9 protein-coding genes and 1 pseudogene are annotated in these 12,648 nt (G+C 72.1%); all 10 read left to right on the forward strand.

What is annotated here, in order from left to right:
* Positions 1–18: 18 nt before the first annotated feature.
* On the forward strand, positions 19–351 hold the full coding sequence (locus tag Phou_RS33020; RefSeq protein ID WP_173063453.1) for a hypothetical protein: 333 nt from the start codon (positions 19–21) through the stop codon (positions 349–351).
* 105 nt (positions 352–456) lie between these two features.
* Positions 457–2,166, forward strand: a complete 1,710-nt coding sequence (locus tag Phou_RS33025; RefSeq protein WP_246274012.1) for an ABC transporter substrate-binding protein — start codon at positions 457–459, stop codon at positions 2,164–2,166.
* A 7-nt stretch (positions 2,167–2,173) separates the two neighbouring features.
* Entirely contained in the window at positions 2,174–3,184 is a 1,011-nt protein-coding gene (locus Phou_RS33030) for an ABC transporter permease (RefSeq protein ID WP_173063457.1), read from the forward strand.
* Positions 3,185–3,416: 232 nt separating this feature from the next.
* Complete coding sequence (locus Phou_RS33035) at positions 3,417–4,061, forward strand: ABC transporter permease (RefSeq protein WP_246274013.1); 645 nt, start codon at positions 3,417–3,419, stop codon at positions 4,059–4,061.
* A complete protein-coding gene (locus tag Phou_RS33040) occupies positions 4,058–6,043 on the forward strand; it encodes a dipeptide ABC transporter ATP-binding protein (protein WP_173063459.1) in 1,986 nt (661 codons plus the stop codon). The genes Phou_RS33035 and Phou_RS33040 overlap by 4 nt, the downstream gene beginning before the upstream one ends.
* Positions 6,036–8,081, forward strand: a complete 2,046-nt coding sequence (locus Phou_RS33045) for a hydantoinase/oxoprolinase family protein (RefSeq protein ID WP_246274014.1) — start codon at positions 6,036–6,038, stop codon at positions 8,079–8,081. The genes Phou_RS33040 and Phou_RS33045 overlap by 8 nt, the downstream gene beginning before the upstream one ends.
* A complete protein-coding gene (locus Phou_RS33050) occupies positions 8,078–9,463 on the forward strand; it encodes a hydantoinase B/oxoprolinase family protein (RefSeq protein ID WP_246274015.1) in 1,386 nt (461 codons plus the stop codon). The genes Phou_RS33045 and Phou_RS33050 overlap by 4 nt, the downstream gene beginning before the upstream one ends.
* Complete coding sequence (locus Phou_RS53375; RefSeq protein ID WP_246274016.1) at positions 9,460–9,741, forward strand: hydantoinase B/oxoprolinase family protein; 282 nt, start codon at positions 9,460–9,462, stop codon at positions 9,739–9,741. Before Phou_RS33050 ends, Phou_RS53375 begins: the two co-directional genes overlap by 4 nt.
* A gap of 58 nt (positions 9,742–9,799) precedes the next feature.
* Positions 9,800–11,379 (forward strand): annotated as a pseudogene (locus Phou_RS33055) (hydantoinase B/oxoprolinase family protein).
* The gene (locus Phou_RS33060) at positions 11,376–12,638 is read left to right on the forward strand and encodes an amidohydrolase family protein (RefSeq protein WP_173063461.1); all 1,263 of its coding nucleotides are present in this window, start codon (positions 11,376–11,378) and stop codon (positions 12,636–12,638) included. Before Phou_RS33055 ends, Phou_RS33060 begins: the two are co-directional and overlap by 4 nt.
* The last annotated feature ends 10 nt before the right edge of the window (positions 12,639–12,648 follow it).

Here is a 12,648-nt window from a genome sequence, read left to right on the forward strand (position 1 = left end):
ATCAGCGCCGCCCACTTCGTGCGCGCCGCCCGGGGCGCCGGCCGCGACGTGGTGCGCGGCGTGACGGTCGCCCGCCTGACCCGCACCTACCACGTCGAGGAGACCGGCGAGCCGTACGACGTCCACTACCTGTCCGTCGACGACGGCACGCGCGACGAGTTCCCCGGCTGGGAGGTGCCGAAGGACGTCTACGACGCCCTGCCGGACGGCACGCCCGCGGACGCCCTCGTATCCGGCGACCGCCGCTACCTCTACACGCTGGTCACCCCTCCGACTGACTCCCGCGCTTGGCACGGGCCCTTTGGGGGTGGGCCATGGCCGTTCGGGTGGAGTGGCGGCGGGTGGGTGTAACGCTCGTGTGAACGCTGATGAACAACAGGGCTGCCCTGGCCAGTGGGACACCAGGGGCCCGTCCAACAGCTAGGACACAGGTTTCGGTGAACAAGGCGCGCACTCTTGTTCACAAACTTTAAGCCTGATAGAACACACGGAGCGGTCCACCTCCGGTCGCGGTTCTGGAAGGACATCTCATGGCTGACTCAGGCCTCTCCCGTTCAGGGTTTCCCGCCGCTCCGTGCTCCAACTCGGGGCGGCGTCGCGCTGCTGTTCGCGACCGGCGCCTGCGCGGCCGGTTCCAAGGAAAGCGGCTCCGGCGCCAAGTCGGCCGGGCCGGCGGCCGGCACCCTGCGCATCGCGGTCTCCAGCTACCTCAGCAGCTGGGACCAGGACTTCGTCGGGTTCGACCTGACCGCCCTGATGCTGTACAAGAACGTGTTCCCGTACATGATCGACTACGGGGTGACCGACGCGGGCGGGTCCAGGATCCTGGACACGCAGAACATCGTGCCGACGTTCGCCGAGTCGTTCGAGCCGAGCGCGGACCAGAAGGTCTGGACGCTCAAGCTGCGCAAAGGTGTGAAGTTCGCCAGCGGCAACGAGATGAAGGCCGCGGACGTCAAGTGGTCCAAGGACCGCGCCTTCGCCGCCCAGTCCAACGTCGCCGGCATCTACCGCACCATCGGCCTCACCGAGGCCAGCCAGGTGCAGGTCGTCGACGACTACACGGTGACGTTCACGCAGGCGTTCCCGAGCGCGCTGACCAAGCAGATCCAGGCCATCTCGCTCTACGTCTTCGACTCCGTCGAGGCCAAGAAGCACGCCACCGAGGCCGACCCGTGGGCCAAGGACTGGCAGGCCAAGAACGCGCCGACCGGCGGCTACTTCAACGTCACCAAGGCCACCCAGGGCCAGGAGATCGTGCTCGAGGCCAACAAGGGGTACCCGGGACCCGACCCCGCCAAGGCCGCCACCATCCGCATCTCCGTGGTGCCCGACGGCTCCAACCAGCGCCTCCAGCTGCAGAACGGCGACATCGACGTCGCCCTCGGCATCGGCCAGCGGGACATCGCCGACCTCAAGAAGGCCGACGGCATCACCGTGGTCTCGGCCGCCAGCAACGAGCAGGTCGCGATCCAGATGTCCGTGACCACGGCGCCGTTCAACGACGTGAACGTGCGCATGGCCCTGGCCTACGCGGTGCCGTACGAGCAGATCATCGCGAACGTGTACGGCGGCGACGCCCGCCCCACCAAGAGCCTCGTCCCGCTCGACATGCCGGGCTACGACGAGGGCGGCTACCCGTTCACCTACGACGTGGAGAAGGCGAAGTCCACGCTCGGCGGCCGGACGGTCAACTCGGAGCTGGTCTTCGAGACCGACAACGACACCCAGCAGGCGATCGCGGTGCTGGTGCAGAGCGAGGCGCGCAAGGCCGGCATCGAGCTGAAGCTGACCCCGCTCGACCCCGCCACGCTCGCCGGCCGCCGGCAGCAGAAGAACATCCCGCTGCAGCTCACCTCCGGCCAGCTGTGGGTCAACGACGTCGAGTACATGCTGGCGACCAGCTTCGTGAAGGGCGCGGCGCTCAACTACTCCAACTTCACCAACGCGGAGATCGAGCAGATCTACGAGAAGTCGCACACCACGGTCGACGAGGCCGCGCGGCTCGCGCTGTGGAAGCGGGTGCAGGAGGTCTTCGCCGCCGAGGTGCCCTGGGTGATCATCTGCCAGCCCAACTTCAACCTGCCGGTCCGCTCGTCGGTGTCCGGCTGGGTGCAGCCCATGGACGGGCTGGCCCGGCTGCGGTACCTGAGCACGTCGGCCTGACCCGCGGATGCGGCTCCTACGCTTCGTCGCCCGGCGGCTGTTACAGGTCGTCCCGGTCCTGCTCGGTGTGGTCGTCCTGACCTTCGTGCTGGTGCGCGTGCTGCCCGGCGACCCGATCCGGACCATCCTGGGCCCGAACGCGACCGAGGCGGACGCGGCGGCGGCCCGCGCCCGCTTCGGGCTCGACAAGCCGATGTGGGAGCAGTTCCTCGACTACCTCAAAGGGCTGGCGACCGGCGACTTCGGTACCTCCATCCAAAGTGGAACCTCGGTCGGCTCGGAGCTGGCGGTCCGGGTCGGACCCACCCTGGAGCTGGTGGTCCTCTCGGTCAGCCTGGCCATCGTGGTCGCCGTCGTCTTCGGCGTGTGGTCGGCGCGGCGCGCGGACCGGTTCGGCGACCACAGCGTGCGGATCCTCGCGCTGGTCGGCAACTCGATGCCGGAGTTCTGGCTCGGCCTCGTGCTCATCCTGGTCGGGTACAGCGCGCTCGGCTGGTTCCCCGCGCCCAGCGGGCGGGTCGACCCCGACACCAACCTCACGCCGCTCACCGGCGCCGACCTGCTCGACGCGGCACTGACCGCCAACGGTCCGGCGTTCACCTCGGCCCTCAGCCACCTGGTCCTGCCGGTGGCGACGCTGACGATCGTCGTCGTCGCGCCGCTGCTGCGCAGCGTGCGCGCCTCCGCCCTGGAGGTGCTGCGCTCGGAGGCCTACCTCGCCGCGACCACGCACGGCCTGCGCCCGCGCACGCTTCTCCGGGGGTACCTGCTGCGCCCGGCCCTGGTCCGCCTCCCGGCGCTCGCCGCGCTGGTGTTCGGCACCGCGATCGGCTCCACCGTGCTGATCGAGTACGTCTACTCGTGGCAGGGCTTCGGCCAGTGGGCGCTGCGCGGCCTGCTCTACCGCGACTACCCGGTGGTGCAGGCGTCGGTGCTGCTCATCGCGCTCTGCTACGTGATCGTGTTCCTGATCGCCGACGTGGTACACGCGATCCTCGACCCGAGAGTGAGGATCTGATGGCCGACCTGAGGGCGACCGGCGGCATCCCGACGCCGGCGAAGAGCCGCCGGGCGGGCGGCGGCCGCTTCTCCCGGGCGCTGATCGTCACCGGCTCGGTGATCCTCGCGGTGGTGGCGCTCGCCGCGCTGGCCGCGCCGCTGCTGAGCAGCTGGGGCCCGGAGGAGATCGACGCGAACGCGACGCTGGCCGCCCCGGCGGCGCGCACCTGCTCGGCACCGACACCAACGGGATGGACATCTGGAGCCGCCTGCTCTACGCGGCCCGCCTCGACCTCGGCGTCGCGGTCGCCGCGGTGGCCCTCGCGGTCGTGCTCGGCACCGCGCTCGGCCTGCTCGCCGGCTACCTCGGCGGCTGGATCGACGACGTGCTGATGCGGATCGTCGACATCTTCCAGGCGTTCCCCACGTTCATCCTCGCCCTCGCGGTCGCCGCCCTGCTCGGCAACGGCACCGTCAACCTCGTCATCACGATCGCCGCCGTCAACGCGCCCGCCTACGCGCGCCTGGTCCGCGCCGAGGTGCGGTCGATCCGCGAGCTGCCCTTCGTGGACGCCTCCATCACCTCCGGCGCCTCCACGCTCGGCGTGCTGTGGCGGCACGTACTGCCGAACAGCCTCACGCCGGTCCGGGTCATCGCGCCGCTGAACTGCGGCTGGGCCATGCTCACGCTGGCCGGCCTGTCGTTCCTCGGCCTCGGCGTGACCGTGCCGGCCGCCGAGTGGGGCGCGATGATCAGCCTCGGCAGCCCGGACGTGGTCGCCGGCCGGTGGTGGACCTCGGTACCGCCCGGCCTCGCCCTGCTGATCTGCGTGCTCGGCTTCAGCCTGCTCGGCGAGGGCCTTCAGGAGCGCGCCGACGCCAGGAGGCAATCATGAGCCTTCTCTCCATAGAGGACCTGTCGGTGCTGATCCGGCGGCCGGGGCGGGACGTCGCCGCGCTCAGCGGGGTCGACCTGCACGTCGACGCCGGCGAGGTGGTCGGGCTGGTCGGCGAGAGCGGCGGCGGCAAGAGCATGGTCGCCCGCGCGATCGTGGCGCTGCTGCCCAGCGGCTCGCAGACCGGCGGCGCGGTCCGCTTCGAGGGCGCGGACGTGCTCGCGATGGACGACGCCGCGCTCGCCGACCACCGCGGGCACGGCGCGGCGCTCTGCTTCCAGAACCCGCGCGGCGCGCTCAGCCCCACCCGCACGGTCGGCCGCCAGCTCACCGACCGCCTCACCACGCACCAGAAGCTGGACAAGCAGGCGGCCCGGGAGGCCGCGCGGCAGCTGTTCGAGGCGGTCGGCATCCGCAACCCGGCCCGGCGGCTCGAGGCGTACCCGCACGAGCTGTCCGGCGGCATGGCCCAGCGCGTGATGATCTCGCTGGCCACCGGCTGCGCGCCCGGCCTGCTGATCGCCGACGAGCCGACCACCGGCCTGGACGTCACGCTGACCCGGGAGATCCTGCGGCAGTTCCGGCACGCCGCCGACACCGACGGCCGCGGCGTGCTGCTCATCTCGCACGACCTCGCCTCGATCGCGCCGATCTGCGACCGGGTCGTCGTGCTCTACGCGGGAACCGTCGTGGAGAGCGGCCCGGCCGCGAAGGTGCTGCGCGAGCCGTCGCACCCGTACACGCGGGCGCTGCTCGCCTCCGTACCGGATGTCTCCGGCCGCCCGGCCCGCGCGATCGGCGGCGCGATGCCGCTGCTGTCCTCACCGCCCGCGTCCTGCCCGTTCGCGCCCCGCTGCGCCCACGCCACCGACCGCTGCACCGCCGAAAGGCCGCCGCTGAACGGGGAGCTCGCCTGCTTCCACCCGCAGAGCGGGCCGGTCCGGGTGGCCGCTCCCGTCGAGGTACGGGACAAAGCAGACAAAGGCAATGTCGTCATGGAGATCGACGACGCGCACGTCGTGTACGGCAGCCGCTTCGGCAGCGGCGGCCACCACGCGCTGCGCGGCGTCAGCCTCACGGTCTCGGCCGGCGAGACGGTCGGCGTGGTCGGCGAGAGCGGCTGCGGCAAGAGCACCCTCGCCCGGCTCATGCTCGGCCTGACCGTGCCCAGCAGCGGCACCGTGCGGCTGGCCGGCACCGACCTGCGCGCGCTGCGCGGCAGGAAGCTGCGCCGGCTGCGGACCAAGGCGCGCATGGTCTTCCAGGACCCGATCGGCTCGCTCAGCCCGCGCCGCACCGTGGCCGACGCGATCGGCGAGCCGCTGCGCGCCCTGGGCGTACCGGCGGGCGAGCGGGCCGAGCGGGTCGCCGAGGTGCTCACCCGGATGAACCTCGACGCGTCCATGCTCCGCCGCCGCCCGCACGAGCTGTCCGGCGGGCAGGCGCAGCGGGTCGGCATCGCCCGCGCGCTGGTCGGCAACCCGGACCTGATCGTCTTCGACGAGCCCACGTCCGCGCTGGACGTGACCGTGCAGGCGCAGATCCTCGACGTGATCGCCGAGCTGGCCGGCGACGCCTCGCGCGGCTCGGTGTTCATCTCCCACGACCTCGCCACCGTGCGCGGCTTCTGCGACCGGGTCGTGGTGCTCTACCTCGGCCGGATCGTCGAGCAGGGCCCGGTGGAGGAGGTCTTCGGCAACCCGCGCCACCCGTACACCCGGGCGCTGCTGGGAAGCGCGCCCAGCCTCGACGGCGGCTCCACCGGCCCGCGCGTGGAGCTGGCCAAGGACCTCGACGAGGCGGACGCCGCCACCGGCTGCCCGCTCGCCGCCCGCTGCCCGTTCGCCACCGACGAGTGCCGCGCCGAGCCGCAGCCGCTCATCCGGTACGGGGCCAGCGAGGCCGCCTGCTGGCGCGTGCCGCAGATCCCCGGACTGCTTCAGGAAAGGACCCAGATGCAGAGGAGCCAAGACAGTGCCTGAGCACATCCGGCTCGCCGTCGACATCGGCGGCACCTTCGTCGACGCCATGGAGCTGGACACCCGCACCAACCGGGTCCGCTTCCGCAAGGCGTCCACCACGCCCGCCCGCCCGGCCGACGGCGTGCTGAACGCGATCGCCGAGCTGGGCACCGACCTGTCCACTGTGGAGCTGTTCATCCACGGTACGACGCTCGGGCTCAACGCGGTGCTGGAGCGGCGCGGCGGTGCCACCGGCATCCTCACCAACGAGGGCTTCCGCGACATCTTCCTGCTCGGCCGCGGCAACGTGCCCGCCGACCACATGTACGACTTCACGTACCAGCGGCCGGAGAGCCTGGTGAAGCGGCGGTACACGGCCGGCGTGGTGGGGCGCCTGGACTACAAGGGCCGCGTCGTGCAGGAGCTCGACCCGGACAGCGTCCGCGCCGCCGCCCGCACGCTCGTCGAGGAGCAGGGCGTACGGTCGATCGCGATCTGCTTCCTGCACTCGTTCCTCGACCCGACCCACGAGCGCGAGGCCGCCCGGATCGTCCACGAGGCGTACCCGGACGTGAGCCTGTCGCTGTCCACGGACATCGTGCGGGAGTACCGCGAGTACGAGCGGACCAGCACCACCGTGCTGGAGGCGTACATCCGCCCCATCTTCGAGCGGTACGTGGACGAGCTGGAGTCGGGCCTGGCCGGGCGCGGCTTCGCCGGCCGGTTCCTGATCATGCGTTCCGGCGGCGGCTCGATGACGTCCACCGTGGCCAAGACGTCGCCGACCCACACCGTGCTGTCCGGACCGGCCGGCGGGATCGTCGGCGCCGCGTACCTGGCCGAGGCGCTCGGCCGCGACAACATGCTCACCTTCGACATCGGCGGCACCTCGCTGGACGCCTGCGTCATCGAGCGGGGCGGCGCGGTCGCCGCGTACGAGGCGCAGCTGGAGCACTTCCCGCTGCTGATCCCGGCGTACGACATCCGCACCATCGGCGCCGGCGGCGGCTCGATCGCCTGGCTCGACCGGGGCCTGCTCAAGGTCGGCCCGCGCAGCGCCGGCGCCGACCCGGGCCCGGTCTGCTACGGCCGGGGCGGCACCGAGCCGACCGTCACCGACGCCGCGGTCGTGCTCGGGTACATCGACCCGGACCGGTTCCTCGGCGGCACCATGGGGCTGCAGGCGGACGCCGCACGGGCCGCGCTCACCGCGACGGTCGCCGAGCCGCTCGGGCTCACCGCCGAGGCGGCCGCGGCCGGGGTCGTCGACGTGCTGCTGGCCCGCACCGTCGGCGCGGTCCGGCAGATCACCGTCGAACGGGGACACGACCCCCGCGTCTTCTCGCTGCTCGCCTTCGGCGGCGCGGGACCGCTGCTGGCCCCGCTGCTGGCCAGGGAGATGGGCATCCGCGAGGTGGTCGTGCCGTTCGCCCCGTCCGGCTTCTCCGCCTGGGGCATGCTGTCGGCCGACATCGTCGACGACTTCGCGCGCACCGTGATGGCCACGTTGGACGACGCCGACCTGGACGAGCTGGAGGCGCTCTACAAGGGAGTCGAGGCGGACGCGCTGGCGTCGCTGACCGACCAGGGGGTCGGCGCCGCCGACACCGTGCTGGAGCGGCAGCTGGAGCTGCGCTATCTCGGGCAGGAGCACTCGCTGATGGTCACGGTCGGCCGCGAGCTGCGCCCCGACGCGATCCGCACCGCGTTCGAGGAGCTGCACCACGCCCGGTACGGGCACACGATGGGCAACCGCCTGCAGATCCTCAACCTGCGGGTGCGCGGCATCGGCCGCACCCAGCGCCCTTCGCTCGACGAGCCGCCACCCGGTGACGGCGACCCGGGCCGGGCGCTGCGCGGGCACCGCGACGCGTACGACGTGGCGTCCCGGGCGATGGTCCCGTTCGCCGTGTACGACCGGGACCTGCTCGCGCCCGGCGACCGCTTCGCCGGGCCCGCGCTCGTCGACGAGGGCACCTCCACCACGGTCGTCCCCGGTGGACAGCGGGTCGAGGTCGACCGGCACGGGTACCTGCTCGTCACGCTGGAGGACTCATGATCGACGGGGCCACCGTGGAGGTGGTGCGCAGCTACCTCGTCTCCGCGGCCGAGGAGATGCGGGCCACGCTGATCCGCACCTCGTTCAACCCGGTCATCTACGAGGTGCACGACTTCGGCATGTCCATGTACGACGCCGACCTGCGCCTGGTCGCCGAGGCCACCGGCCTCACGTTCTTCCTCGGCGCCAACGACTTCTCGCTGCGCAAGGGCGTGGAGTACGTGGGCCGCGACAACCTGCACCCCGGCGACGTGGTGCTGCTCAACTACCCGTACTGGAACGCCGCGCACGCCTCCGACGCCACGCTCTTCGCGCCGGTCTTCTGGCCCGGCGACGGCACGCTCGTCGGCTTCCTCTGCGTCCGGGCACATTGGATGGACCTGGGCGCCAAGGACCCCGGCTACGTGCTCGACTCCACCGACATGCACCAGGAGGGGCTCATCTTCCCGGGCACCAAGGTGGTCTCGCGCGGCGAGCCGGTACACGAGATACACGAGCTCATCCGCTTCAACTCGCGGATGCCGGCCGAGGTGCTCGGCGACCTGCACGCGCAGATCGCCGCCCTGCGGACGGGCGAGCGGCGCCTGCTGGAGATCCTCGAAAAGTTCGGCCGGGACACCGTGGCGGCGGCCGTGCAACGGATGATCGACGACGGCGCCGCTCGCAGCAGGGCCGCCCTCGACGCGCTGCCGCAGGGCTCGTGGACCGCTGTCGACTGGCTCGACGACGACGGAATCGGGACCGAGCCGGTCCGGATGCAGGCGACCGTGACGATCGCGGACGGCGAGTTCACCGTGGACTTCGCCGGCTCGTCCCCGGCCACCGCCGGCCCCATCAACATGCCCTTCGGCGCCACCGAGGCGATCTGCAAGGTCGTGCTGAAGTCGCTCACCTCGCCGGACCAGCCGTCCAACGAGGGCACCGTGGCGCCGCTGCGGGTCAAGGCCGAGCCCGGCACGCTCTTCCACGCGGTCTACCCGCAGCCGACGTACACCCTCTGGACCGGCATCGTCGCGGTCGAGCTCATCACCAAGGCGCTCGCCCAGGGCATGCCGGACCGGCTGCCCGCCTCCTCCGGCGGCGACGTGCCGGGCTTCATGATGGTCGGCACGCACCCGGACACCGGGCAGCTCTTCGCGGTCAGCAACAACGACCCGGTCGGGTGGGGCGCCACCGTCGCGCACGACGGGATGAACGCCGCGACCCACGTCTCCGGCAGCACCGGCCGGATCACCCCCATCGAGGTGCTGGAAGCCAAGACGGGCATGTTCTTCGAGCGGGTGGAGATGCGCACGGACTCCGGCGGCGCGGGGCGGTTCCGTGGCGGTGTGGGGCTGCGGCGGGACATCCGGTTCGTGACGCCGGGGAGTTCCTGTCGGTGATCAAGAAGACCCGCAGCCGGCCGTGGGCCCTGGCCGGCGGGCAGGAGCCGGAGCCCAACCAGGTGGTCGTGTTTCCGGGCACCGAGCGGGAGGCGCGGGTCAGCACCAAGCGCACCCGCGTCGAGGTCGGCGACCGGGTCACCCTCCTGACCGCCGGCGGCGGCGGGCACGGCGCGCCGGGGGAGCGGGATCCCGACGCGGTACGCGAGGACGTCGCCGAAGGGTTCGTCTCGGCCGAGGCCGCGCGGGACGTGTACGGGGTGACCGGCGATGTCTGATGTGGACGGCGCCACGGTCGAGGTGGTGCGCAGCTACCTCGTCGCCGCGGCCGAGGAGATGCGGGCGACGCTGATCCGCACCGCGTTCAACCCGGTCATCTACGAGGTGCACGACTTCGGCATCTCCATCTACGACGACGAGCTGCGCCTGGTGGCCGAGTCGACCGGGCTGAGCCGCTTCCTCGGCGCCAACGACTACTCCATCCGCAAGGGCGTGGAGTACGTCGGCGCGCACACCCTGCGCGCGGGCGACGTCGTGCTGATGAACTACCCCTACTGGAACGCCGCGCACACGTACGACGCCACGCTCTTCGCGCCGGTCTTTCTTCATGGAACGTCCGTCGGCTACCTGTGCATCCGGGCGCACTGGATGGACCTGGGCGCCAAGGACCCCGGCTACGTGCTCGACTCCACCGACATGCACCAGGAGGGCGTCATCTTCCCCGGCACCCGGATCTTCCGGGCCGGCGAGCCGGCACCCGAGATCATCGAGCTGATCCGCTTCAACTCGCGGATGCCCGACCTCGTCCTCGGCGACCTGCACGCCCAGGTGGCGGCGATCCGCACCGGCGAGCGGCGGCTGCTGGAGATCTTCGGGAAGTTCGGCCGGGAGACCGTCGCGGCGGCCGTACGGCGGATGATCGAGGACGGAGAGGCGCGGGCCCGGGCCGCGGTCGACACGCTGCCGCAGGGCTCGTGGAGCGCGCAGGACTGGCTCGACGACGACGGCGTCACCGACGACCCGATCCTCATGCGCTGCACCGTGACCGTCGCGGACGGACGGTTCACCGTGGACTTCGCCGGCTCCTCACCGGCCGTGCCCGGGCCGGTCAACCTGCCCTTCGGCGCCACGATCGCCACCGCGCGGGTCGCGTTCAAGGCGATCACCACGCCGGGCGAGCAGACGAACGCCGGCCACTTCGCCGCGCTCGACGTGCGGGCCGAGCCGGGCACGCTCTTCCACGCCGTGTACCCGGCCGCCACGTTCACCCAGTGGACCGGCACCGTCGCGCTCGAGCTCATCTACAAGGCGCTCGCCCAGGGCATGCCGGAGCGGCTGCCGGCGTCGTCGGGCGGTGACGTGCCGGGCTTCATGATGGTCGGCACGCACCCGGACACCGGGCAGCTCTTCGCGGTCAGCAACAACGACGCGGTCGGATGGGGCGCGGCGCCGGACCACGACGGCATCGGCCCGGCCAACCACCTGTGCCAGACCCAGGCCCGCAACACCCCGGTCGAGGTGCTGGAAGCCAAGACGGGCATGTTCTTCGAGCGGGTGGAGATGCGCACGGACTCCGGTGGGGCGGGGCGGTTCCGTGGCGGTGTGGGGCTGCGGCGGGACATCCGGTTCGTGACGCCGGGGAGTTCCTGTCGGTGATCAAGAAGACCCGCAGCCGGCCGTGGGCGCTCGACGGCGGGCAGGAGCCCGAGCCGAACCAGGTCATCGTCTTTCCCGGTACGCCGAGTGAGGCATCAGTCAGCACGAAGCGCACGCGGGTGGCCGCCGGGGACCGGGTCACCCTGCTGACCGCCGGTGGTGGCGGTCACGGAGATCCGCGGCTGCGTGATCCGGCCGCGGTGCGGGAAGACCTTCTCGAAGGCTACGTCTCCCGCGATCTGTATGGAGTGTCGACATGAGCCAGGAACGATCGACCGGGTCCACTGTGGTGGTCGGCTGCACCGTCGTGGATGGACGAATCGTCGAGGGCGTGCCCGCGCTGCCCGACGCCGGTGTCTGGGTGCGCGGCGACCGGATCGCCGCCGTCGGGCCCCGCGACGAGGTGCTCGCGCAGGCCCGCGAGGCCGGCGAGCACGAGACGGTCGACCTCGACGGCGCGTACCTGACGCCCGGCCTCGTCAACATGCACACCCACCTGTCGCTGTCGCTGCCCGGCAGCGGCGGCGACGGCGTCAAGACGATGAGCCCGCACGAGCTGGCCCTCTACATGGCCGACGGCGCCCGGCGCACCCTGCTGTCCGGCGTCACGACCGTGCGGTGCGTGGCCGAGAAGGACCACGCCGACTTCGCGCTGCGCCGGGCCATCACCGCCGGCCGGGTGCCCGGGCCGCGGATCTTCACCGCCGGCCGCGCATTGGTCTGCACCGGCGGGCACGGCCACGAGAGCCCGGACACGCTCGAATGCGACGGCGCCGACGGGTTCCGCCGCGGGGTGCGCAGCCAGGTCAGGGCCGGCGCCGACCTGATCAAGGTGATGATCTCCGGCGGCATCGCCGGCGAGCACGAGCGGATCACCACCCGCCAGCTCTTCCCGGACGAGCTCGCCGCCGTGCTGGAGACGGCGCACGCGTGGGGGCGGCGGGTGACCGCGCACGCCGGGCCGGCCGAGGTGATCGCCGAGGCGGTCTCGCTCGGGCTGGACTGCGTCGAGCACGGGTACGAGCTGACCGAGGACGTGGCCGCGCTGATGGCCGAACGCGGCACCGCGCTCGTGCCCACGCTGCTGGTCACCCGCTGCAAGGAGTTCTTCGACGAGCTCGGCGTACCGGCGTGGATGCAGGCCCGCTCGCTCGGCGCCGGGCCGCGCCACCTGGACAGCTACGCGACCGCGGTGGCGGCCGGCGTGGAGGTGCTGCTGGGCAGCGACATGCCGCCGTTCTGGCACTTCGAGGGCACCAACGCCTCGGTGCGGGAGCTGGAGTACATGTCCGAGGCCGGCATCGGCCCGGCGCGCGCCCTGTACGCGGGCACGCTCGGGCCGGTGCGCTGGCTGAGGGCCGAGGACGACCTCGGCACCGTCCAAACCGGACGGTACGCCGACCTGATCGCGATGGACGCCGACCCGGTGGCGCACACGTCCGCGTTCCGCGGGGTGCGCTGGGTGATGTCCGGCGGCCGGGTGGTCCGGGACGACCGGGCCGGATGGGACGTGCGGTGAGCGGGAGACG

It is taken from the genome of Phytohabitans houttuyneae, assembly GCF_011764425.1.
Lineage (GTDB): Bacteria > Actinomycetota > Actinomycetes > Mycobacteriales > Micromonosporaceae > Phytohabitans > Phytohabitans houttuyneae.